The 21611-nt window shown below is 67.9% G+C and carries 21 protein-coding genes; 15 read left to right on the top strand and 6 right to left on the bottom strand.

Annotated features, from left to right (window positions below; translation table 11 throughout):
* Positions 1-151: 151 nt before the first annotated feature.
* Complete coding sequence (locus ACI2KI_RS08710; protein WP_404619290.1) at positions 152-328, bottom strand: DUF1328 domain-containing protein; 177 nt, start codon at positions 326-328, stop codon at positions 152-154.
* A 284-nt stretch (positions 329-612) separates the two neighbouring features.
* On the opposite strand from ACI2KI_RS08710, the gene ACI2KI_RS08715 reads away from it, so the two are divergent.
* The 3 genes from ACI2KI_RS08715 (at position 613) to ACI2KI_RS08725 (ending at position 6054) form a co-directional block, all read left to right on the top strand.
* Positions 613-1995 (top strand): recombinase family protein, encoded by a 1383-nt coding sequence (locus tag ACI2KI_RS08715; protein WP_404619292.1) that lies wholly within the window; start codon positions 613-615, stop codon positions 1993-1995.
* Positions 1995-3434: a recombinase family protein gene (locus tag ACI2KI_RS08720; RefSeq protein WP_404619294.1), complete on the top strand. Its 1440-nt coding sequence runs from the start codon at positions 1995-1997 to the stop codon at positions 3432-3434. The genes ACI2KI_RS08715 and ACI2KI_RS08720 overlap by 1 nt, the downstream gene beginning before the upstream one ends.
* Positions 3435-3939: 505 nt before the next feature.
* Positions 3940-6054 carry a ParB/RepB/Spo0J family partition protein gene (locus ACI2KI_RS08725; protein WP_404619296.1) on the top strand — a complete coding sequence of 705 codons (2115 nt, stop codon included), beginning with the start codon at positions 3940-3942 and terminating at the stop codon, positions 6052-6054.
* Between the two features lie 191 nt (positions 6055-6245).
* On the opposite strand, the gene ACI2KI_RS08730 is transcribed toward ACI2KI_RS08725, so the two are convergent.
* The 3 genes from ACI2KI_RS08730 to ACI2KI_RS08740 all read right to left on the bottom strand — a co-directional run bounded on the left by ACI2KI_RS08730 (position 6246) and on the right by ACI2KI_RS08740 (position 10933).
* Positions 6246-6530: a hypothetical protein gene (locus ACI2KI_RS08730; RefSeq protein WP_404619298.1), complete on the bottom strand. Its 285-nt coding sequence runs from the start codon at positions 6528-6530 to the stop codon at positions 6246-6248.
* A gap of 740 nt (positions 6531-7270) precedes the next feature.
* Positions 7271-7537 carry a hypothetical protein gene (locus ACI2KI_RS08735; RefSeq protein ID WP_292084045.1) on the bottom strand — a complete coding sequence of 89 codons (267 nt, stop codon included), beginning with the start codon at positions 7535-7537 and terminating at the stop codon, positions 7271-7273.
* A gap of 150 nt (positions 7538-7687) precedes the next feature.
* Positions 7688-10933 (bottom strand): error-prone DNA polymerase, encoded by a 3246-nt coding sequence (locus ACI2KI_RS08740; protein WP_404619301.1) that lies wholly within the window; start codon positions 10931-10933, stop codon positions 7688-7690.
* A 104-nt stretch (positions 10934-11037) separates the two neighbouring features.
* Between ACI2KI_RS08740 and xth the strand changes: the two genes are divergently transcribed.
* Both xth and ACI2KI_RS08750 read left to right on the top strand, forming a co-directional pair.
* On the top strand, positions 11038-11838 hold the full coding sequence (gene xth, locus ACI2KI_RS08745; protein WP_404619303.1) for an exodeoxyribonuclease III: 801 nt from the start codon (positions 11038-11040) through the stop codon (positions 11836-11838).
* 48 nt (positions 11839-11886) lie between these two features.
* A complete protein-coding gene (locus ACI2KI_RS08750; protein WP_292084042.1) occupies positions 11887-12363 on the top strand; it encodes a DUF3833 family protein in 477 nt (158 codons plus the stop codon).
* 5 nt (positions 12364-12368) lie between these two features.
* On the opposite strand, the gene ACI2KI_RS08755 is transcribed toward ACI2KI_RS08750, so the two are convergent.
* Both ACI2KI_RS08755 and ACI2KI_RS08760 read right to left on the bottom strand, forming a co-directional pair.
* Entirely contained in the window at positions 12369-13889 is a 1521-nt protein-coding gene (locus ACI2KI_RS08755) for a Y-family DNA polymerase (RefSeq protein ID WP_404619305.1), read from the bottom strand.
* The gene (locus tag ACI2KI_RS08760) at positions 13804-14562 is read right to left on the bottom strand and encodes an ImuA family protein (RefSeq protein ID WP_404619307.1); all 759 of its coding nucleotides are present in this window, start codon (positions 14560-14562) and stop codon (positions 13804-13806) included. Before ACI2KI_RS08760 ends, ACI2KI_RS08755 begins: the two co-directional genes overlap by 86 nt.
* Before the next feature lie 195 nt (positions 14563-14757).
* Here ACI2KI_RS08760 and ACI2KI_RS08765 point away from each other — a divergent pair, with 195 nt between their 5' ends.
* The 10 genes from ACI2KI_RS08765 to ACI2KI_RS08810 all read left to right on the top strand — a co-directional run bounded on the left by ACI2KI_RS08765 (position 14758) and on the right by ACI2KI_RS08810 (position 21611).
* Positions 14758-15321, top strand: coding sequence for an SOS response-associated peptidase (locus tag ACI2KI_RS08765; protein WP_404619309.1), 564 nt, complete (start codon positions 14758-14760; stop codon positions 15319-15321).
* Between the two features lie 43 nt (positions 15322-15364).
* On the top strand, positions 15365-15637 hold the full coding sequence (locus ACI2KI_RS08770; protein ID WP_404619311.1) for a hypothetical protein: 273 nt from the start codon (positions 15365-15367) through the stop codon (positions 15635-15637).
* 699 nt (positions 15638-16336) lie between these two features.
* Positions 16337-16633, top strand: coding sequence for a DUF736 domain-containing protein (locus tag ACI2KI_RS08775; protein WP_390182745.1), 297 nt, complete (start codon positions 16337-16339; stop codon positions 16631-16633).
* A 64-nt stretch (positions 16634-16697) separates the two neighbouring features.
* The gene (locus tag ACI2KI_RS08780; RefSeq protein ID WP_404619313.1) at positions 16698-17579 is read left to right on the top strand and encodes an ArdC family protein; all 882 of its coding nucleotides are present in this window, start codon (positions 16698-16700) and stop codon (positions 17577-17579) included.
* A gap of 136 nt (positions 17580-17715) precedes the next feature.
* A complete protein-coding gene (locus ACI2KI_RS08785; protein ID WP_390182747.1) occupies positions 17716-17979 on the top strand; it encodes a helix-turn-helix transcriptional regulator in 264 nt (87 codons plus the stop codon).
* Positions 17976-18530 (top strand): DUF2840 domain-containing protein, encoded by a 555-nt coding sequence (locus ACI2KI_RS08790; protein ID WP_404619315.1) that lies wholly within the window; start codon positions 17976-17978, stop codon positions 18528-18530. Before ACI2KI_RS08785 ends, ACI2KI_RS08790 begins: the two co-directional genes overlap by 4 nt.
* A complete protein-coding gene (locus ACI2KI_RS08795) occupies positions 18527-19039 on the top strand; it encodes a S26 family signal peptidase (protein WP_404619317.1) in 513 nt (170 codons plus the stop codon). The genes ACI2KI_RS08790 and ACI2KI_RS08795 overlap by 4 nt, the downstream gene beginning before the upstream one ends.
* A 44-nt stretch (positions 19040-19083) precedes the next feature.
* On the top strand, positions 19084-19722 hold the full coding sequence (locus ACI2KI_RS08800; RefSeq protein WP_404619319.1) for a lytic transglycosylase domain-containing protein: 639 nt from the start codon (positions 19084-19086) through the stop codon (positions 19720-19722).
* A gap of 406 nt (positions 19723-20128) precedes the next feature.
* On the top strand, positions 20129-20560 hold the full coding sequence (locus ACI2KI_RS08805) for a relaxase/mobilization nuclease domain-containing protein (RefSeq protein WP_404619321.1): 432 nt from the start codon (positions 20129-20131) through the stop codon (positions 20558-20560).
* Complete coding sequence (locus tag ACI2KI_RS08810; RefSeq protein WP_404619323.1) at positions 20481-21611, top strand: DUF3363 domain-containing protein; 1131 nt, start codon at positions 20481-20483, stop codon at positions 21609-21611. The genes ACI2KI_RS08805 and ACI2KI_RS08810 overlap by 80 nt, the downstream gene beginning before the upstream one ends.

A 21611-nucleotide genomic window follows, 5' to 3' on the forward strand; every position in this document is an offset into this window, starting at 1 on the left:
TGCGGAAACGAGCGTTCCTGCATTGGCGTTTCACGATAAGTTTGGACGCGGCCGGGAACCTGGCGAAGCGGAGGTCTGCGCGGCTAGGCGGCGGACAGGAAAAAGGCCCCGGCGATGACCGGGGCCTTTTAGGCGGCGCGACTGAAGCGCGTCAGAGTCGCGGACCGCGACCACGCATGCCTCCGACGACCAGCGAGACCACGAACAGGATGACGGCGATGACGGCGATGAATTTGGCGATCTCGAACGACATGCCCGAGATGCCGCCGAAGCCGAGCACGGCCGCGACCAGGGCGATGATGAAGAAGATGATGGCCCAGCGAAGCATGGAACGGTCCTCCGGAGTCTGTTGATGGAGGTTAAGCTCGACACCTCCCTGCCGATCATTCGACGTGCGACCAACGCGCCCTGGATTTGACTGTTCCATCCTGGCGGATGCGCCGGCCCGCCGCGCAAGCCTGCGCAAATGCGACGCGGGCTTGACGCATGGCCGCGGGCAGGGACCTATGGGTCCCCATCGCGGCGAGCTCCATGCGTCACGGAATTCGTCTACGAGCGAGGAGGACCGACCCTCATGGCCGTCCCCTGTCCTCGGAGGATGGAGTGGCTCCAATGGAGAAGCGCCCGGCCCCGGAGTACTCGGCCCATGTAGACGACTGGGTGGTGCGGCGGATTCGACCCGCAAGGATTGAGGAGAGCCCGAAGTCGATTGATCGACGGGCGGCCGCCTATCTCAGGGTCTCGACGCTGCGACAGCCTACGTCTCTGGCGCTCCAACGGCGGGAGCTCCAAGGCTACGCCCGGAGCGAGGGCTTCGACATCGTCGCGGCGTACGAAGATGTCGGGAAGAGCGGCATGACCTTGGAGAAACGGTCAGGCTTGAGCCGTCTTCTCTTCGACGTGGTCACGAAAAGGGCGAACTATGCCCACGTTCTGGTCCTCGACATCAGCCGATGGGGCCGCTTTCAGGACCCTGACGAGGCGGCGCACTACGAGTTCGTCTGCCGAAGTCACGGCGTCTCTGTAACCTACTGTCGCGACCTGGTGGGGGTCGGCCCTCCGGCCCAACTCGCCAAGCAGGTCAGGCGCGTGATGGCGGCGGACTATGTCCGGCAGATTTCGGACAGGACGCGCAGAGGAAAGCGGGGGGCTGCGGAGGCGGGCCGCGCGCCGGGCGCGTGGCCCCGGTACCTTGTGGACCGGCAGATTATCGAAGCTGACGGGACGTGCGGACCTGTTCTGAGGTGCGGCGGCTTTCGCTCTCATCCGCTTCAGTCCTTGCGCCTGGTTCCCGCGACCGGGGAGCGGTCCCAGACTGTACGGTGCATTTTCCAGATGTTCGTCGAAGGCGGCAGGTCGATGGCGGATATCGCATCGATCCTGTCGGAAGAAGGGATCTTCTGGACGGACGGATCGCGTTGGACGCGTCGCCGGGTCGCCAGAATCCTTCGCGACCCGCTGTCGAAGGGACTGCAACACTATGGCCGTTCCCGAACCGTACTGGGCGTCCGCGGACCGGAGTTGGACAGCGGCCGTTGGGGAGAAATCCAGGTCTTCGAGGGGATCGTGTCGGAGGAGATGTTCGAGGCGGCGCAGGCGCGATTTAGAGCGCTCGACGGCCGATATGCCCATACCCGGGAGGAACTGGTTTCCGGGCTGAAAGCGCTCCTTGACAAGGAAGGAAGACTTACCGCCGCCCTGATCGACGCCTGCCCCGAAATTCCAAGTGCGAGACGCTACATGTCGCGTTTCGGCACCCTTGCGGAGGCGGAACGATTGGCAGGCTACGTCAAGCCGCGCGTTTCGCGAGGCGCGGCGCCGGATGGAAAGCCCCTTTCGCGGGCGGCCATCCTCGAGGGGCTGCGTCGACTGCATCAAGACAGGGGGAGGGTGAATGTCTCCCTGATACAGGCGGATCGTCGTCTTCCATCAATCGGTTTGATCCGAAAGACGTTCGGCACGGTTACGGCCGCCTATCGCGCGGCAGGCTTGTGATGGAGGAAGAACCGCCTTTCGGCATGGATGATCTTCCGGCCAGGCTGAGACGCCATTTCGGGCGGGACGCCGACGGCGCCGTCGTCCTGTCTCCGGATCTGCCCCGTGTTGAGCGAAAACCGGCTCTCGCTGCGCAATACCTGCGTATGTCCACAGATCATCAGCGCTACTCCCTGGGAAGTCAGCGCGCCTATATCGCGGGCTTCGCGGAAAGCCGTGGGATCGAGATCGTCCGCACCTATGAGGATGCAGGAAGAAGCGGCGTGACCGTCGACAAACGCCCCGGCCTTCAGCGCCTCCTGTCGGAGGTTCTGTCAGGGAAGGCTCCGTTCTCGACCATTCTCGTTTTCGACGTCAGTCGTTGGGGCCGGTTTCAGGACGCCGACGAGGCGGCGCACTATGAGTTCCTGTGCCGAGAGGCCGGGCTCTCCGTCATCTACTGTGCCGAGCTCTTCGCTGACGACAGCTTTGGCTCGGTCTTCAAGCAACTCAAACGGGTCATGGCCGGAGAGTACAGTCGGGACCTGTCCGTCAAGGTTCGCGCCGGGCGCCGGGCGAAGGCGGCCCGAGGCCGCGCCCTGGGCGGCGGCGCCGTGTACGGCTTTCGGCGGCAGGTGGTGAACGCGGACGGGAGCGCGGGACCCATCCTTCAGGACGGACAATGGAAGTCGCGGCCCGACCAGGAGGTCCGCTACATCTGGGGGCCGCCGGAAGAACTTGCAGTCATACAGCGAATTTTTGAGTGGTTCGTGCATGAGGCCCGCAGTCAGGCGGGGATCGCGAGACTTCTCACACGGCAGGGCGTCATGTGGCGTGACGGAACCCCCTGGAACGGTGATCGCGTACAGAAGATACTCAGACGGGAACTGGTTGTCGGCTTCCAGGCCTACGGGAAGTCCAGGGTTGAGCTGGGAAAGCGCACGATTGCTGTCGATCGCTCGCAATGGACCTACGTCCGGGTTCTTGAACCCATTGTGGACGTGGATACCTTTGTCGCGGCCCAGGAGCGGATGGGCGCGCTGAAGCGAGGTCACGGCAAGACTGAAGAAGAGATGATCCGCGAACTGGCTTGTCTTCTGGCGCGTCAGCGACCCACGCTTGAGGCGATAGCCAAGGCTGAGAACATGGCCTCGCCCACGGTCTACCGCAGCCGCTTCGGCTCCATGAAAGCAGCCTATGAGCGCGTCGGCTTTCGCTACACGGGGTATCGTCGCGGGCTGAACCCGGACGGGACGCCGCTTGATCGCGACCAGACCATCGAGGCCCTGCGCGCTCTCCACAAGCAGCACGGGCGCATCTCTCTCAAGCTGATCAAGGCGTCGCCGGGGATTCCAGGCGATAACCGGATAAGGACGATATTCGGGTCCATCGCCGAAGCCTATGAAGCGGCAGGTCTCCCGGTGGGGCCTCGTGTAGGACGCCGCCGCGTCCCCAAGTGAGCGATGGGAAGGCGATCCGCACAGGGCGAGGCTTGACGGGTGAGATCTCCTCGCCGCATCCCGTGTGCAGTCCGAGGTGTGCGGCGAGCCTTCCCGTCAATGACGGCGCAACAGGGATCGACCTGACCCTGCAGACATGTTTCGCCAGGCCGGTCGCGCCTCGTCTTCGGGAAATTCCGTGACCAGAGGCGACCATGCTCCGCCTCGGCCCGACTGGCAGGGCGACCGCGGAACCGACGGAACGCCCGCCCGAAGAGGCGAAGGGCCCTAAGGGCTCCGCCCTCGCGCGGGCCAGGGTGAAGCGGCTGCGCCGCCGGATCGGCCGGTCTCCCCAGCCTTCCGCGCGGCCAGCGTCGCCAGGGATGTCACACCTGTGAGCTTGTGCAGGCCGGGTGATCCCCCTCCGCCCGATCCGCCCTGGCCCTTGCTACCCCGGTCTCGCCGACGGGCAGGGTTTCAGGCGCGCCTTTCGCGTGCCTGCAACCCTCGCCCAGAGGAGGCAGACATGACTGCTCATTCCATCCAGACGCTCGCCATGGCGGCGACTGACGTCGCCGCCCCGGACCTGCGCGATCCGGCGGTTCAGGAACCGGCGCACGGCGCGGAGATCGTGGTTCCGCTGAACCGGTTGAAGGCCTCGCCGAGGAACGCCCGGAAGGTGAAGCATTCCGAAGCGGCGATTGAGGCGCTGGCGGCGTCGATCAGGGCCAAGGGGGTGTTGCAGCCGCCCGTGGTCGAGATCGAACGCTCGGCGAACGGCGCCGGGACAGGAAACTATCTCGTGACCATCGGGGAGGGGCGGCGGCAGGCTCTGCGGCTTCTGTCCAGGAGAAAGGCGATCAAGCGCACCCATCCGGTCAGGGTGACGGTCGATTCCGACAATGACGCCCACGAGATCAGCCTCGATGAAAACATCACGCGCGAAGCCATGCACCCGGCCGATCAGTTCGAAGCCTTCCGCAAGCTGGCGGAAGACAGGGGTTACGGCCCGGAGGAGATCGGCGCGCGTTTCGGGGTCTCCGCTCAGGTGGTGCGACAGCGCCTGCGGCTGGGCGCGGCGGCGCCGGAACTGATGGACGCCTATCGCGAGGGAAGGATCACCCTCGACATTCTCACCGCCTTCTGCGTCAGCGAGGATCAGGACCGCCAGCGTCAGGTGATGGCGCAGATGGGACCCTATCCCTCCATCTACGCCATTCGTCGCGCCATGACCGAGGCCAAGGTCCGCGCCGACGACCGGCGCGTCGGTTTCGTGGGGCTCGAGGCCTATGAGGCCGAAGGCGGCGCTGTGCTGCGCGACCTCTTCACTGAGGACGGAGGCGGCTGGCTGGAAGACCCGGTCCTGCTGGATCGGCTGGTCGGCGAGAAGCTGACGGCGCTCGTCGAGGACGCTCGCCAGCGCGAAGGCTGGAAATGGGGCGGGGTCTGCGCCGAGTTTTCGGAAGCGGCGGGCTTCGGGCGGGTCTATCCGGCGGCGGTGGTCAGGTCCGAGACGGAGCTCGCGGAGATGGCGGCGCTGTCGCAGGAGTATGACCGGCTCATCTCGCAGGCCGATGCGGTGGAGCTTCTGCCGCCCGAGACGGACGCCCGACTGGAGGTCATCGACAGGGCCTTGCAGGCCGATGGTCCCGACTACGACTATACGCCCGAGGCCAGGGCGCGGTCCGGGATCATGGTCATGCTCGGCCATGACGGTCTCGCCCGCTTCGAGCGCGGTCTGGTTCGGGCCGAGGACGCTGTTTCGGCGCCGCCTCCGCCGTGGGAAGAAGAGGCCGGGAAAAGCGAGGGCGAGACCGGCGACGCCTGCGGCGATCCCGAGAACGACCGCCCGGGTTCCAGAACCGACGGGGTGGAACGGGACCCAGAACGGGCGCCCCTTTCCGATCGCCTGCTCATGGACCTGACGGCCCACAAGACCATGGGTCTCAGGGATGCGGTTCAGGCCGATGTCGCCGCCGCCCTGGCGACGGTAGTTCACGCCATGGCCTTGCAGGTCTTCTATCCCGGTTACGGCGACTTCACGCCCCTGCAGTTGCGCCTGTCCGTCGGAGGGCTGGAGCGCTATGCGCCGGGGGTGGGCGACGGTCCGGCGGGGCGGCGCGTGGCCGACCGTCTCGAGGCTTGGGGCGCGCGGCTGCCGGAAGGGGCCGCTGACCTGTGGGCCGTGATGGCGCCGATGGACCGCTCCGAGCTTCTCGACCTTCTCGCCTGCTGTGCGGGCGCCGGTCTCCACGCGGTGCGCGATCCGCATGATCGTCGACCCGGCGCATGGGCTCAGGCCGAGACGCTGACGACGGCGGTCGGATTGGACATGACGGCGACATGGTCGGCCACCGCCGCCAGCTATTTCTCCCGAGTCAGCAAGTCACGGGTGGTGGAAGCCGTTTCGGAGGCGGCAGGTGCGGAAGAGGCCGGGCGTATCGTCGGCCTCAAGAAGGCCGACATGGCCGACGCCGCCGAACGACTGGTGGAAGGACGCGGCTGGTTGCCCGTCGTCCTGCGCGCTTCCCCGCCCGCCGTCCCTGCGGCTGAGGTCGAAGCAAAGGAGCCGGCCCCGGTCGATACCCGTACCTCGGATTTCGAGGAGAAGCAGGACGGCTACGCCTTCGCAGCGGAATAGGCGACGACGAAAACGGCCGCGCGTCGGATGGGCGCGCGGCCGACCGCCGGAGGCGAGCGACTGCGCTCGGCGGCCGCCGGGACCGCGAGTTCACGCCGCGAGACGGTTCGCTGGCAAAAGCGCGGCCTTGCCCCGCCATCGAAACAGCCGCGCCGGGACCGAAAGCCGGTCCGGGGTGACGGGGCGGCGGATTAGTTCGCCGCCGGGACCGCCGACTGAGCCGCCTCGCCGACGTTCTCCGCAGCGGCGCCAACGCTCTCGGCAGCGCCCGCGATAGCGTTGGATTCAACCCTCTCGCTCTGGCTCATATTGAGCAGGAAGTAGGCGATGACGCCGACCACCAGCAGGCCGAGAATGAGAGCGACGACCGCGCCCATGCCGCCGCCCCTTCTTTCCGAGACGACGGTCGGGCCGTCGGTCGTCGTGGTCCGTTCGACGGAGCCGTCCGGGTGTTGAACAGTGCGTTCGGTAGGCATGCTTCTGTCTCCTCCGTGAACCTGTTCAAGCGGAGCAAGACCTGACGAGTTCCTTAAAGCCAAGCCGCCGAGGATCATGAAGGGCGCTCCGACGTCAGGTGAAAGCCGACGGGACATGCCTGGCGGCGGTGGACGGTCGCGGCGTCGCTCCTCGACGAGGCGGCCGCCCGGCCCTCGCTCCGGGTGATTGGAAAGCGACGTATCGAAAGTCCGTCTCGGCCGACCGCCGCGCCGGGTGTGTCGGGAACCGAACACTGGGGGTGGGGTTAGTTCAACACCCTGTGAATCCAACCCCTGTTCGGAGGCGCCCGTTCCGAGGGATACGGCCAACCCGCTGCTTGAAAAGATCGATGCCTTCCTGACAGAGGCCCTGGCGGAGCGCGACCCAGGCGCGCGCGCGCGGCTGTTGGGCAAGGCCGTCTACTGGAACGAGATCCTGGCCAAGGCTGAAGGGCGACCCTGCCGCAGTCGTCCCTGAGCGCGCCCGCTTCAAGCGGTCGCCGGAGCCCGCCCGCCGCCACGCGTGCTTGCCGGTTCGGAGACGGGACGCCTTCATCCGGGTCCGCGGTCTTGTCGCGACGTCTCTGATCAGGCCTGAAAACGCCTTGCCGAGAAGGGACCTCGTCTGCGTCCATGCAGGTTGAGCCGTCGGCTAGACGAGACGTCCTGACGCCTTGTCTTTGCGATCCACGCGCGGCCGCGGCGCCCCGATGTTCGACCGCATTGCGATGGCCCCCCCGTCAGGCGGCCTGATCAAGATCGCACGGGAGGGCCAGACCATCCCGGGGAAAGCCGAGCGCCGGATTGCTGAGCACCTTGATGAAGCGCTCGCCTTGGTAAAGACAGATGGTGTCAAAGCCGATCCAGAGGGCTTCGACCGCATCCAGGGCCTTGATCGCAGAAGCATCGTCTGCGGCGTCCAGGACGCAAATCTCCCGCGCCGGGACCCCGGGCATGTTAACGATGCAGAAGTATGAATTCACGCCACTTTCCTCGAACTGGCGCATCAAACGAGACAGGGGCTCCGCGGTTCCGGCCGATTCTTCTGATCTCTCGTTTTTCGCTGCGGACCGTCGGCCGTTCGACGGGGCCGGGGGCGAACGGCGTCGGATAGGGGCGAACCTTCCCTTTTGATCGTCCCGCCTCGATCATCTCGGTCACCTTGACCGCGACTTCACCTTGACGGCGTCCAGGGACAGGTCGGGAATGTAGATGTCCCGGGCCCTGGGCCTGCGCGCATCCGGGGCGCCGCCGCGGCGGACTTCGTCGCCGCGTCCATGGGGCAGGGGGAAGGCGTCGCCGTGATCGCCGACCGAGGCCAGGAGGTCGGCGCCGTCGTAAAGCCTCGTGGCGACGATGTGGACCACCTCTCCCTCCTTCTGCACCTTGCCGTCGACGATCAGCAGGCTGGAGCCGAGGACGATCCGCCTCTGTTCTTCATAGAGACGGGGCCAGATCACCAGGTTGGCGACGCCGGTCTCGTCCTCGATGGTGATGAACATCACCCCTTTGGCGCTGCCCGGCTTCTGACGGACCAGGACCAGGCCCGCGACGCGGGTCAGACGCCGGTCCCGCATGGCAGCGCCGTCCGCGCAGGTCATGACGTGACGCCTCTCCAGCGCGTGGCGCAGGAAGGTCAGCGGGTGGTCACGCAAGGTCAGGCCGATATGGTTGTAATCCTCCACGACATCCCGGCCGGGCGTCATGGCGCGAAGCGAAGGGGGCGGCTCGGGGACCTCGGGCCGATGGGTCTGGTCTCTTTCATCGGCGGCGGCGAACAGGGGCAAGGGGTTGTCGCGCAGGGCCTTCAGCGCCCACAGGGCCTCGCGGCGCTCCAGGGCGAGCGACGGCCGAAAGGCGTCGGCCTCGGCCAGTTTCACCAGGCTCGAGACCGGGACGCCGGCGCGACGCCAGAGATCGTCAGGCGAGGTGAAGGCGCGATCCTCCCGTGCGGCGACGAGCCGGGCGGCCTCGCCATTGGAGAGGCCTCGGACCATCCGCAGGCCGAGCCGAACGGCGAAGCCCTCGCGGGTCGGCTCCAGGCTGCAATCCCAGCGACTGGCGTTGACGCAGACCGGTCGGACCTCCACACCGTGCTCGCGCGCGTCGCGGACGATCTGGGCCGGGGCGTAGAAGCCCATCGGCTGTGCGTTGAGCAGGGCGGCGCAGAAGACGTCCGGGTGGTGGCATTTGAGCCAGGAGGAGGCGTAGGCGATCAGGGCGAAGGAGGCCGCATGGCTCTCGGGGAAGCCATAGGAGCCGAAGCCCTCCAGCTGGCGGAAGGTCCTGTCGGCGAAGTCGGGGGCGTAGCCGCGCTCGACCATGCCCCTGATCAGCTTGTCCTTGAAATGGCTGACCCCGCCGGTGAACTTGAAGGTGGCCATGGCGCGCCGCAGCTGGTCAGCCTCCGAGGCGGTGAAGCCGGCGCATTCTATGGCGACCCGCATGGCCTGTTCCTGAAACAGGGGAACGCCCAGGGTCTTGCCCAGAACCTTCTCGAGCTCCGGCCTGGGATAGACGACCGGCTCCCGACCCTCCCTGCGGCGCAGATAGGGATGGACCATGTCGCCCTGGATGGGACCGGGGCGGACGATGGCCACCTCGATGACCAGGTCATAGAAGGTGCGCGGCTTGATGCGGGGCAGCATGGCCATCTGGGCCCGGCTCTCGATCTGGAAGACCCCCAGGGTGTCCGCCTTGCGGATCATGGCGTAGGTGCGGGGGTCCTCGGCCGGGATGGACGCCAGATCGAGATGGACGCCCTTGTGCTCGGCCAGGAGGTCGAAGCCGCGCTTCATGCAGCTGAGCATGCCCAGAGCCAGGACATCGACCTTCATGAACTTCAGGGCGTCGATGTCGTCCTTGTCCCATTCGATCACCTGGCGATCCTTCATCGCCGCCGGTTCGATGGGAACCAGGTCGTCCAGGCGGTCATGGGTGAGGACGAAGCCTCCCGGGTGCTGGCTCAGGTGACGGGGGAAGCCGATCAGCTGTCGCGACAGGTCGAGGGCGAGGCGCAGCCGACGGTCCTGAAGGTTGAGGTTGAGTTCCTCCGCGTGCCGATCCTCGACGCCGTCGCTTGAATAGCTCCAGACCTGGGAGGACAGGGACCTGATCAGGTCTTCGCTCAGGCCGAGGGCCTTGCCCACGTCGCGCAGGGCGCCGCGCGAGCGGTAGCGGATCACGGTCGAGCACAGGGCGGCGTGGTCGCGGCCATAGGTCTCGAAGATCCACTGCATGACGATCTCGCGCCGCTCGTGCTCGAAATCGACATCGATGTCCGGCGGCTCCTTGCGCTCCTGACTGATGAAACGCTCGAACAGCAGGTCGCTGCGCTCCGGGTCGATGGAGGTGACGCCCAGGACAAAGCAGACGGCGGAGTTGGCGGCCGATCCCCGGCCCTGACACAGTATCTCCCGGCTGCGCGCGAAGCGGACAATGGAATGAACCGTCAGGAAGTAGGGCGCATAACCCAGGTCGGCGATCAGTCGGAGCTCATGCTCCAGGAGCTTGCGGACCTTGTCCGGGAGGCCTTCGGGGTAGCGGCCCGCGGCCCCTTGCCAGGTCAGACGCTCCAGGGCCTGTTGCGGCGTCAGACCGGGCAGGCCGGCCTCATGCGGATACTGATAGGCCAGTTCGTCCAGGGAGAAACGGCAGCGATCGGCGATCTCGAGGCTTCTGGCCAGGGCTTCGGGGTGGCGATGAAACAGGCGGTGCATCTCCCGGGCCGGTTTCAGATGCCGGTCCGCGGATCGCTCTCGGCGGAACCCGAGGCTGTCGATCGTGCAGCCTTCCCGAATGCAGGTGAGCACGTCCTGGAGGATGCGCCGGTCCGGATGATGAAACAGGACGTCATTGGTGACGACCGTCTTCACCCCCGCATCCGCCGCCATCATCGACAGCTCATGCAGCCGCATCTGGTCCCGGGGACGGCGTTGCAGGGTCAGGGCGAGATGGGCCTCCGCCGCGAAGACGGCCCGCAGCCGCTCTAGTCGGCGCCGTGTGACGTCGTCCGCATGGTCGGGGACCAGGATGGCGATCAGGCCCTCGGCATAGGCCTCCAGGTCCTCCCAGCCCAGAAGGCACCGGGCCTTGCCCCCGCGCCGCTTCCCCAGCGACAGCAGGCGGCAGAGGCGGGCATAGGCCGGTCGATCCATGGGATAGACGAGGATGGCGCTTCCGTCGGTCAGCTCCAGTCGGCAGCCGACGATGAGCCGGACTCCCGCAGCCTTGGCGGCCTCGTGGGCGCGGACCATCCCGGCCAGGCTGTTGCGGTCAGTGACGGCCAGGGCCTCGATGCCGCAGACCGCCGCCTGATGGAACAGCTCCTCACAGGCGCTGGCGCCGCGAAGAAAGGAGAAGTGCGAGGCGCACTGGAGCTCGACGTAGCGGGGGTCGGTCATGCCCGATCGCGCCGAGCCGGAGGAAGGCGGACGGTTCTCGCTGCTGCGCGGGGAGGAGCGAGTCGCGTTGCAACATCCGCCGGCCGGGGGCGTTGGCCACAGGCATGCGGATCGCGACCTATAATGTGAACGGCGTCCGGGGACGGCTCGAGGTCCTGCTGCGCTGGCTCGCCCTGCGCCAGCCGGACATTGTCTGTCTGCAGGAGCTCAAGGCTCCGCAGGAGGCCTTTCCGATCGCCGCCCTGGAGGAGGCGGGCTATGGCGCCGTCTGGCAGGGACAGAAGAGCTGGAACGGCGTGGCCATCCTCTCGCGGGGCGACACCCCGGTCGAGACCCGACGCGGCCTGGCCGGAGAGGCCGACGACCTGCAGAGCCGCTATATCGAGGCGGCGGTGAAGGGGGTGATCGTGGGCTGCCTCTACCTGCCTAACGGCAATCCCGCGCCCGGTCCCAGATTCGACTACAAGCTGCGCTGGTTTGAACGACTTGCAGCGCGGGCGGAGGCCTTGATGGACAGCGGCGCGCCCGTGGTTCTGGCCGGCGACTATAACGTCATGCCGACCGATCTGGACGTCTACGCCCCCGAACGTTGGCGCGACGACGCCCTGTTCAGGATCGAGGTGCGCGAGGCCTATGCCCGCCTGCTGGATCAGGGCTGGTGCGACGCCTTGCGCGCCCTGCATCCGGATGAGGTCGTCTACACCTTCTGGGACTATCTGCGAAACCGGTTCGCCCGCAACAGCGGCCTGCGTATCGACCACCTCCTGCTGAGCCCGGCGCTCCAGCCTCGTCTGCGCCGCGCCGAGGTTGATCGGGAGGTGCGCGGCTGGGAGAAGACGAGCGATCATGCGCCCGTTTGGATCGAGGTCGCCGACGAGACTGTCCGGCCCAGGGCGAAACCCTGACGCTGCTGCGGGGTTGGTCGGGAGGCCTTCTTCTTGCGGAACCCCCATATGAACATTTCCGACTTCACGGGCACGACCCCCGAATACCGCCCCGAGACCTTTCTCAGCGCCCGCCTCGAGGGCTGGGGCGTGCTGGAGCGCATGACCGGCGGTCTGCAGCAGCGCTTCACCGTGGCGGCGCGCGGACACTTCGATGGAAGCGAACTGGTCTTCACCGAGACCTGGACCTTCTATGACGGTCATGTCGATACGCTGAACTGGTGCATCCGGCCGCTCGGCGATGGTCGCTACAGCGGGCGCGAGGATCGCGTCGACGGCGAAGCCGAAGGCGACCAGGCCGGCTGCGCCTTTCATTGGCGCTACAGTCGCGACGTGCCTCAGAAGGACGGGACCTCGACCAGACTGAATTTCGACGACTGGTTCTATCGCATCGACGAAACCGCGGTGATGGTGAAAGGCGTCGCGGGCCGCATGGGCCTGCCGTTCGCCACCGCCCATGTCCTCTATCGTCGCCTGGAGGGCTGAAGGATTCATCCGAACTTCCCGTGGATGAACCAGGTCTGGGGACCGGTCCGGGCGTCCTCGCCGTCGCCCGCGCGGAACAGCCAGAACCGGTCGCCTCCGTCGTCCTCCACCTGGAAATAGTCGCGCACGGCCCACATCTCGGCGTCGCTGCGGCCCCATTCCCCATGGATGCGTTCGGGACCGTCCGCACGGCGGATGCGGCGGCGGACGCCGCGCCAGGTGAACCAGGCCGGGGGATTGTCCGGGAGCAGGGCCAGGGTCTCGACCGGTTCAGGGGTGGGGAACAACCGGATCGGGCGAGGCCAGTCCGTGCGCCAGCTGGACGCCTCTGTCCCGCCGAGCGGCGCGGCGCGGCGCACCGAGCGCTCGGGGACGTCGCTCTCGACCGACGCCACGCTGTAGAGGCGGCGGGCGCCGACGCGGTTGGCCAGGACATCGACCAGACCCGCCACGTCAGGGCTCTCGCTGTCGCTCAGGCCGGTTGAGCCGGGTCGCCAGTCCAGCGGCAGGGTGATGGAAGCCGCGAGCGTCATGCGCTCGATGCCGAATCCCGGGTTTATGGTCTCTATCTTGTCTCGCAGCAGGCGTGACAGCCGATCCCGGTCACGCACCGGGCGGGCCAGCCCCACCCGCACCGCCTCGACGCGATGGTCGACCCTGTGGCACAGCCAGTCGAGTCGGCGGGCGCCCAGACCGCACCGCTCGAGTTGGAGACAGAGATCCTCGACCATCAGGCCGACTTGATGTGAGAGGGTTTCGGCCGCCCCGATGGGCTCGGCGAAGCGGCGCTCGGCGCGCGGCTGCTCCGCTTCGATCACGGGGATGATCGGCTCGAAGACCCGGCCCAGGGCCTGGTCGAGCCTTAGCCCGGCCTCGGGTCCGAACCGCAGGGTCAAGGGGCCGCGGGGCTGCCGCTCCAGATCCAGAACGGTCTCGAAGCCCATGCGGCGCAGTCCATCGACCAGGTCCGAATCCAGACGCAGGCAGGCCAGGGGCAGGGGGCCGAGCCTTCGACCGACCTGGCCTTCGGCCACGACGGCGGGTCCGGAGGAATAGCGGGCGACCGCCCAGGCCGCCCCGTAGGCGGGGGCGATCACGCCCCGGGCCTGTACGCCTGCCGCCGCCAGTCGCGCCTCCATGTCGGCGATGAGCTCGGCCTCCCCGCCCTTGAGATGGGCCGCCCCCGTGGCGTCGATCGCCAGACCGTCGGGGCCGTCCGCGGCGCAGACCGGGGCGTAGAGGCGAAGCGCCCAACAGGCGAGGCGTTCAAGGGCTGAGGCGTCGCCCAGGGGATCGGCTGCGAAGGACGAAAGTCCGGGCGCGAGCGCGTGAGCCTGGGTCGCCGCCATGCCGGGCCGCAGGCCCAGGGCTCGCGCGATAGGGTTGCAGGCGGTGAGAAGGCGTCGGCGCCGATCCCGTCCGATCAGAACGATCGGCGCCTCAGGCGGCGGCGCGGCCTCGCCCAGCCGCCGGCGCAACCGATCGATGGGCCAGTTCGGCAGGTAGAGAGAGACGACCCTTTTCATCACAGGCTTCCAGAGAGAAATCGGCGCAGCCGCCTGACCGGCAGCGGAGCAGTTCCACGAGCCAGCGCGGCCGACCGACGCCGGGCGCAGGCAGGGGCGAGGAGGGTTGGGGCGTGATCCGCCAGCGGGTCGCAGCCGCCGTAGGCTGGCCGAAATCCGCCGCTTCGGCGGCCCGTCGCCATCGACGAACGGCCAGGCCCGTCACCCCCGAAATCTCGGCGGCCAGTTGCAGACGCCGCGATGCGGTCATTGACAGCCTGGCCGTCTCGGCGACCACGGCGGCGAGCCCCCCGTGGCGCAGTCCTTCCTCGAAACAGGCCAGCAGACTCGTCTCGTCCGCGGCCTCAAGACAGATCAGGCGCCCCGGGTCGAGGCCGGCTTGTTGAAGGGCCGGGGCGAAGAGGTCGGCCCGGGTGACGCACCACAGGACCGGACCTGACAGGCGGGCCGCGATTCCCGCAGCGAAAAGGGCCGCGGCCGCGCCGTCGACCGCCCCGTCTCCGCCCCCGGCCACCTCGTGAAGGGCCCCCAGGATCAGCCCGCCCTGGGGCAGGGCGGCGTCGAGAGGGGCGACCCCGAAAGGCAGGACGCCGGCGGATCGGCGATACCCGGTTTCAAGATTCTGGATACGGGCGCGCAGTTCGGCGAGCTCGGCTGCAGGCCGGATTGACATGAGGGCCTCCTTTCCGAGGTCTGAAGTTCCTGTTTTGTTCTGGTTCTCAATTCGGTCCGGAGTCAACGGTCCCTTGCGGCGCCGCTTTGCGAATCCCTGTGAATCCTTTGCGGCTCTCCCGCGCCGCCGGGCGGAACAGGGCGTCAAACCGGGTGAGAGGAAGCCGACCGGGGTTTGGGGCGTTGGAACGGGACCATGTGCAACAACTATCGCCTGCATGTTCCCGTCAACCAGTTGGCAGCGCCCTTCAGCGATAGCGGCCGGACGCTCGCCATGCCCGAGGGTTCGCCGAACCTTGAGCCGAAAGACTACCGGATCGGCGATCGCGCGCCCGTCGTCCTCGCCGGGGAGGGCGGCCTTCGGCAGGTGACGACGCCCTGGGCCTGGAAGGGGCCGACCGGAAAGCCGGTCTTCAACTTCCGGTCCGAGGGCCGGTCCTTCGCCGGATCGACCCGCTGCCTCATCCCCGCCGACGGCTTCTACGAATTCACCGAGCCGAAGGTGGCGGGCAAGAAGACCAGGTGGTGTTTCACCCTGATCGACCAGCCCTGGTTCTGGATCGCCGGGGTAATGAAAGACGGCGCCTTCGCCATGCTGACGACAGAGCCCGGCCCGGACGTGGCCCATTATCACGACCGTCAGATCGTCGTCCTGCCGCCAGGGGCCGGCTTGCCCTGGCTCGACCTTTCCGCGCCGGACGAACTGATCCTCAGACCAGGTCCCGCGGGCTCGCTCTTCGTCGAGCGGGTTTATCCATAGGAGCAAGGCTTGGCGGCGACCCGACTCAGATTAACCGCTGCACATGACCCCTGATCAGCTGACCGCCGCCCTCGACGCCATGCAGCAGGCCGCCGGGGACGACGCCCAACGGATGCCTGGATTGATCGCCGTGAACAGCGCGGAATGGTGCGACAGCCTCCATGCGGTTGAGCACGTCGCCAGGACCCTGGACGAAGGCATTCGGCATCGAGGGATCAAGATCGTGGTCTCATCCCTGTTCGAAACCAAGGTCCTGACCCGCGCCGAAGCCGCTGATCGCGGCGAGCCCTATTTTGACCTGACCTCCGCGGACTGAGGCTCGACGACCGGCCAGGCCTGGCCGGGTCCCGCGGTCAGGTCAGTTCAAGAGCGATCAGGTCATCGCCGCGGACCTGCACGCAGACTGACTGGCTGCACCTTTGAAGGATGGAGTGAAGGGATGCGGCGGCGAGGCGGCGTCGCCATGCGCTGGACGGCTCCGCAGTTCAGCCGTCGCTGAGTCCTTCTCGCTTCTGCAGCCATAGCCGGGAGCGAAGAGGACCGCCGCAAATTCGATGGGTCCTGACGTTGCCGAGGGCGCCCGCGTCGGGCTCAGCGGGCCGCCATTCCGAGCTTTCGCCTGAACGGCGCCCGCATCTGAAGTCCGGCAGGATTGGAAGTCGATTCTCAAAACGGCCAGGTCGGAGCCTTGCTTCCGAGGGGCAGGGAAAGACTGAAACCTGCTGGGCGCCTGGCCAGGTGCTTCCGTCCAGCGGCCGGTCTTCCGTCCTTCGCGCCATCCGGCGCGGCCTCTCCATGAGGCGGATCTGACCGGGACCGGTCGGCTGGCGCAACCGTCAGGACGACTTTCTTCCCCGGCCTGCGGCCTTCCTCGCGAAGCAAGAAAGACGGTCCCTCCGGTCCTCCGCTGCGCTGCGGGGTCTCGCTGCGCTCGCCCTGCGCGCCTTCCGGCCCCGGCCTCCCGATCGCCATCGAGGCCGCGACAGGCGTGGCCCGAAGCAAAGGAGAGACTGACATGGCCGCTATCGGATCCTTCATCGCCCAGGGCGACGGCTACACCGGTTCGATCAAGACCCTGACGCTCAACGTGAAATCGGCAGCCTTCAGGCCGAATGAGAAGAGCGACGACAAGGCCCCGGATTACCGGATCTTCGCGGGGACGACGGAGTTCGGCGCGGCCTGGAAAAAGACCAGCCAGCAGAACCGCGAATACCTCTCGGTCAAGCTGGACGATCCGAGCTTCCCGGCGCCGATCTACGCCTCCCTGGTCGAGAGCGACGAGGGGCACAGCCTCATCTGGTCGCGCAACTGAGAACCCCGCGGCGGCGCCAGGGGCGCCGCCGCCATCCCTTCAGACCCTGTTCGAGGAGGCCGCCATGTCGCGCCCCGCCGCTTCCGTTCGCCCCGATCCCCATGCCGAAATCACCGCTCTCATTCTCGCCGACCTCGAAGCCGGCGTCCGACCCTGGAGCCGTCCGTGGACGACCCAGGGCGCAGTCTCCCGGCCCTTGCGTCATGACGGAGAGCCCTATCACGGGGTCAACGTCCTGACCCTCTGGGTCCGGGCCGCCCGCTGCGGCTACGGCCGTCCTGTCTGGATGACCTTTCGTCAGGCCCTCGCCCTCGGCGGTGCGGTGCGAAAGGGCGAAAAAGGCGTCCCCGTCGTCTACGCCGCGCCGGCGGCGGGCGATGACAGGGATGATCAGCCGGAGGCGCGGCGCTCTGGCCGTTTCCTCAAGCGGTACATCGTCTTCAACCTGGACCAGATCGAGGGGCTCGGTGATCGATATCCCCCGCCGGACCGTCCCAACGCCGCGGACCGGATTCACCATGCGGAACGCTATTTCGCCGCGAGCGGCGCCGATATCCGGGAGGGCGGCGACACAGCCTGCTACCGTCCGGACGCTGATGCCGTTCACATGCCGGCCTTCGAGGCCTTCCGGGATCGGGAAGCCTACTACGCCGTCCTGGCCCACGAACTGGTTCATTGGACGGGTCATTCCTCCCGTCTGGACCGTGATCTCAAGCTCGGCCGCTTCGGCGACGAGGCCTATGCCCGCGAGGAACTGGTGGCGGAACTCGGCGCCGCCTTCGTCTGCGCGGACCTCGGCCTGACCCTCGAACCCCGGCCCGACCACGCCGCCTACATCGCCTCCTGGCTGCGGGTCCTGCGCAATGACACCCGCTTTATCGTCGCCGCCGCCGCCCATGCGGAACGCGCCGCGAGGTTCCTGGCTGAAAGGCAGCCGCCGCCCTGATGCGAACGGGCGTGATGACGCGCGGGCATCGCCTGATGCCCGCGCGCCGACTGCCGCAAACGCCGGATTGCCGAAATCCTTGGCCTGTCCCGCCGCCGACATTCGACGGCGTTCCAGCCCTGCAAGGATTGCCGTCATGCACGACGCCCAGACCCCGATGCCGCCGCGCTACCTCCGCACCGCCGAAGCGGCGCGGCATCTCGGCCTGTCCGGACGAACGCTCGAGAAACACCGCTGCTACGGCACCGGTCCTCTCTATCGGAAGATCGGCGGACGGGTCGTCTATGCCGTCGGCGACCTTCAGGCCTGGGCGGATCGCGGCGTCAAATCCTCCACCACGGACCCGGGCCACGACCGAATCTCCCCTGCGCGCCGCTCGCATGGGGGCTCGGGGCTATGACCGGCCGGGATGAGGAGGGCCCTCCGCCGCCCTATCTGGCCTATCACCGCGAACCTGTCGTGATGGCGGGCGCGTCGTCCCATTCCGCCGACCTCCTGACCTGGGTCGAACTCGTCTTCGACCCGGGACGTGCAGAACGCTGGATTCGTTTCGGTCAGGCGGTCGACCAGCGCATCGTCTCGCGCCGGAACCGTTTCGTCGCCTTCCCCCCCGGCGCCGTCTTCGCCTATGTCCGCTGGACCGCCGACGCCTGTGGCGCCGTCGTGTCGCGCCTCGACATTCTCCAGGCGGCCGATCCGACCCGCGACCGGGTCGCTATCCCCGGCGTGGTTCCGGGCGCGGTCAGCCTGCTTCGATTGAACGGCTGGCCGCGGGTTCGCCGAGCCCTCGATCTGATTGACGCCGTAGAGGCCGGCGGCTTCGAACCGGGCGAGGTCGCGCCCGACTACTGGCGCCACGTCCACGCCCGGATGACGGTCAGCCTGCCGCCTCTGGCCTATACGGCAGAGCGTCACCGGGCCTTTCGTCTACGCCAGCAGGTCTCGTCATGAGGCCGGTCGCGCTAGCATGGGCCGGGCTGGCGCTTGTCCTTCTCGCGCTCGGCCCGATTGCCGCCCGCACGCCGCGCCTGATCTGGAACGTTTCCGGAAGCCTTCCGGTCGGCCTCTACCGGCTGGAGCCGACACGCGCGGTCGCCGCAGGCGACCTTGGCGCCTACCGCCCCAAGCCGGAATGGTCGCGGGCCTTCGCCGCGCGCGGCTATCTGCCGGACGGCGTCCCGCTCCTGAAACCGATCGCGGCGACCGCGCCTTCCGTGGTCTGTCGCGAGGGACTTCTGATCACCATCGACGGCGCTGCGGCCGCCATGGCGCTGGAAAAGGACCGCGCCGGACGCCCGCTGCCGCGCTGGAGGGGATGCAGAGTCCTCGCTCCCCAGGCCGTCTTCCTGCTCGCGCCTGATGTTCCGGACGCGCTGGACAGCCGGTATTTCGGTCCGGTCGACCGCAGGGATCTGATCGGCCGCATCGCGCCGATCCGCACCAGGGAGGATCGCCGATGAGCGCCCGGTCCTTGCCTGGCAGGGGCGTAGTGCGCGCGGCGGCGGTGGGCCTGGCCCTGGCGACGACTGGTTTTCCGGGCGTCCCGATAGCCTTCCCGGCGGTTCCGGAGCCGCGCCGGCAAGCCCCTGCCGGACGCGCGGTCGATGACCTGATCATCCAGGCGGCGAGCCGTTTCGGATTGCCTCCACACTGGATCCGGGCGGTCATGAAGCAGGAGAGCGGCTTCAATCCGCGCGCCACATCGCGCGCGGGGGCCATGGGTCTGATGCAGATCATGCCCGCCACCTATGAGGAGCTGCGGCGACGGCACGGCCTCGGGGCGGACCCTTACGATCCTCGCGACAACATCATGGCCGGCGCCGCCTATCTGCGCGAACTGCACGACCGGTTCGGCCTGCAGGGCATGTTGCCCGCCTACAACGCCGGGCCGCGGCGTTACCTCGAGCATCGGGACAAGGGTCGCCCACTGCCTCTGGAAACCCGCGACTATGTCGCCCGAATAGGGTTCCTGGACAGGATGGCGGCGTCGCCCGCCGCGCCTCGGATCATGGATGTCCCCGCAGCGGATCCGCACCAGGCGCCGCTCTTCCCGGACATGCCTCAGTCTTCCGGTCATGAAGGGGCCGGGCTCTTCCCCGTGTCGGCGCCCGCCGCCGGCTCAGATCCGGTTTTGCCGCGATGAGGCTCCCTGGAAAGGTGAAAAAGGGAGGGCGAGATAAAAGCCGCAAGGCGCGGCGAGGGTGGGGGAGGGTTTTTGCCTTTTGTATCAAGGCCTTGAATCAAGGTCTGTTAAGGCTTCGAGCCTTGCCCGACTGGCCATGTCACGGGAAGGACGCATGTTTTTGCGCCTTTTGCCTGCCGTCATGACCCGAGACGACGACTTCCAGGTGCGGCCCGGACGCATCCGCGGGGCGTCAGGATCGCGGATCGATACGGCGCTGCGCCAGGTTCTGGTCGCCGTCGCCCGCGCCGGCGGTCGCCCGCGCGGACCGCGCGTAGGCAAGGGAGGCGGTTCAGGCGGAAGCACCTTTGGGCGGGGGCGCGCGGCCGTGGTTCGCAGCCTCCACGCAGGGACGTCCCGGAGGCGGGTGGTCGTCAAGGCGCGGGTGGCGCGGCGAAGCTCAGGAGGGCTCGCCGCGCACATCGGCTATCTCCAGCGCGACGGCGTGACTCGGGACGGCGAAGCGGGGCGGCTCTTCGGCGCCGAAAGCGACATGATCGACGCCTCTGCCTTTGCGGAGCGGTCAAAGGACGATCGTCATCATTTTCGCTTCATCGTCTCGCCGGAGGACGCGGCCGAACTCGCCGACCTTCGCGCCTATGCCCGCGATCTCATGGCCGAGGTTCAGCGGGATCTCAGCGCGCCGCTCGACTGGGTCGCGGTCGATCACTTGAACACCGTCCATCCCCATATCCATATAGTGCTGCGCGGAAGGCTGGATGACGGCTCCGACCTGGTCATCAGCCGGGACTATATCAGCCGGGGCTTTCGCGCGCGCCGAGGCCCTGGCGGAGCTTGAACTGGGGCCGCCGAGTCCGCGTGAACGCGTCGTCGCGCTGATGCGGGACGCCGAGGCCCAGGGCTGGACCCGCCTCGATCGCGCGCTCGAGCGCCTGGCCGACGGCGAAGGCGGTGTAGACCTGATCCCGGCGAAGTCGCTCGGCGATCCGGTCGGCGTCCGGGCCCTGGTTCATCGGCTCAGGACGCTCGAAGGGTTCGGCCTGGCGGTCCCGGCAAGCCCGGGCCGATGGCGGCTGGAGAAGGGGATCGGGGAGCGGCTGCGCGCGATCGCCCGCGAGACTGAAACGGCCGCTCGTCTGGCGGCGGCGTTGGAGGCGCGCGCGCTCGTTCGGGCTCCGGAACAGTGGGCGACCTCGGCCCTGTCCGACGTCGTCGTCGGACGGGTTCTTGCGCGCGGCCGGGACGACGAACTGCGCGGCACGGGTTTCGCCGTCATCGACGGCTTGGACGGTCGGGTTCATCACATCACCTTGGCGGACGCCGGCGCGCCCGATCCCAGGGTCGACGCCATCGTGCGCGCCAGCCCGCCGTCGCGCGGCGCCCATCCGATGACGGTGACGCTGTCCGACCTGGACCTGACCGGCCAGATCACCGCCAGGGGCGCGACATGGCTGGACAGGCGAGCGCTGGATCCCAACCCCTTGCCCGAGGCCGGCGGCTTCGCGGACGAAGTCGCCGCCGCCCGCGAAGCGCGCATTGATCATCTGGTCGCCGAGGGGCTGGCCGAACGGCGCGGGGCCGGCGTGCGCTTCGCGCCCGGCCTGCTGGAAATCCTGAAGGCGCGGGAGATGGCTCTCGTCTCGGAACGGGTTCGGAATGAGACCGGCCTGGTCTTCCGTCCGACAGCCGAGGGGGATGAGGTTTCGGGCGTCTACCGCAAACGCGTGGACCTGGCCTCGGGACGGTTCGCCATGATCGACGACGGGGCGGGCTTCACCCTCGTGCCCTGGCGGCCTCCGCTCGAGCGAAATCTCGGCCGATCGGTCACCGGATTTGCGGGCGGCCGAGGCGAGATCCAATGGCGCCCGCCGCGCACCCTGGGCCGCTAG

The sequence above is a fragment of the Brevundimonas sp. NPDC046655 genome, from assembly GCF_044901625.1.
Taxonomy (GTDB): domain Bacteria; phylum Pseudomonadota; class Alphaproteobacteria; order Caulobacterales; family Caulobacteraceae; genus Brevundimonas.

Bases quoted from the DNA above. Each gene is read 5' to 3' on its own strand.
- ACI2KI_RS08755 (WP_404619305.1), bottom strand. From the start codon at position 13,889: ATGAAAAGGGTCGTCTCTCTCTACCTGCCGAACTGGCCCATCGATCGG.
- ACI2KI_RS08760 (WP_404619307.1), bottom strand. From the start codon at position 14,562: ATGTCAATCCGGCCTGCAGCCGAGCTCGCCGAACTGCGCGCCCGTATC.
- ACI2KI_RS08810 (WP_404619323.1), top strand. From the start codon at position 20,481: ATGACGGCTCCGACCTGGTCATCAGCCGGGACTATATCAGCCGGGGCT.
- ACI2KI_RS08785 (WP_390182747.1), top strand. From the start codon at position 17,716: ATGCACGACGCCCAGACCCCGATGCCGCCGCGCTACCTCCGCACCGCC.
- ACI2KI_RS08775 (WP_390182745.1), top strand. From the start codon at position 16,337: ATGGCCGCTATCGGATCCTTCATCGCCCAGGGCGACGGCTACACCGGT.
- ACI2KI_RS08770 (WP_404619311.1), top strand. From the start codon at position 15,365: ATGACCCCTGATCAGCTGACCGCCGCCCTCGACGCCATGCAGCAGGCC.
- ACI2KI_RS08750 (WP_292084042.1), top strand. From the start codon at position 11,887: ATGAACATTTCCGACTTCACGGGCACGACCCCCGAATACCGCCCCGAG.
- ACI2KI_RS08730 (WP_404619298.1), bottom strand. From the start codon at position 6,530: ATGCCTACCGAACGCACTGTTCAACACCCGGACGGCTCCGTCGAACGG.
- ACI2KI_RS08735 (WP_292084045.1), bottom strand. From the start codon at position 7,537: ATGCGCCAGTTCGAGGAAAGTGGCGTGAATTCATACTTCTGCATCGTT.
- ACI2KI_RS08780 (WP_404619313.1), top strand. From the start codon at position 16,698: ATGTCGCGCCCCGCCGCTTCCGTTCGCCCCGATCCCCATGCCGAAATC.
- ACI2KI_RS08765 (WP_404619309.1), top strand. From the start codon at position 14,758: ATGTGCAACAACTATCGCCTGCATGTTCCCGTCAACCAGTTGGCAGCG.
- ACI2KI_RS08795 (WP_404619317.1), top strand. From the start codon at position 18,527: ATGAGGCCGGTCGCGCTAGCATGGGCCGGGCTGGCGCTTGTCCTTCTC.
- xth (WP_404619303.1), top strand. From the start codon at position 11,038: ATGCGGATCGCGACCTATAATGTGAACGGCGTCCGGGGACGGCTCGAG.
- ACI2KI_RS08740 (WP_404619301.1), bottom strand. From the start codon at position 10,933: ATGACCGACCCCCGCTACGTCGAGCTCCAGTGCGCCTCGCACTTCTCC.
- ACI2KI_RS08720 (WP_404619294.1), top strand. From the start codon at position 1,995: ATGGAGGAAGAACCGCCTTTCGGCATGGATGATCTTCCGGCCAGGCTG.
- ACI2KI_RS08725 (WP_404619296.1), top strand. From the start codon at position 3,940: ATGACTGCTCATTCCATCCAGACGCTCGCCATGGCGGCGACTGACGTC.
- ACI2KI_RS08710 (WP_404619290.1), bottom strand. From the start codon at position 328: ATGCTTCGCTGGGCCATCATCTTCTTCATCATCGCCCTGGTCGCGGCC.
- ACI2KI_RS08715 (WP_404619292.1), top strand. From the start codon at position 613: ATGGAGAAGCGCCCGGCCCCGGAGTACTCGGCCCATGTAGACGACTGG.
- ACI2KI_RS08790 (WP_404619315.1), top strand. From the start codon at position 17,976: ATGACCGGCCGGGATGAGGAGGGCCCTCCGCCGCCCTATCTGGCCTAT.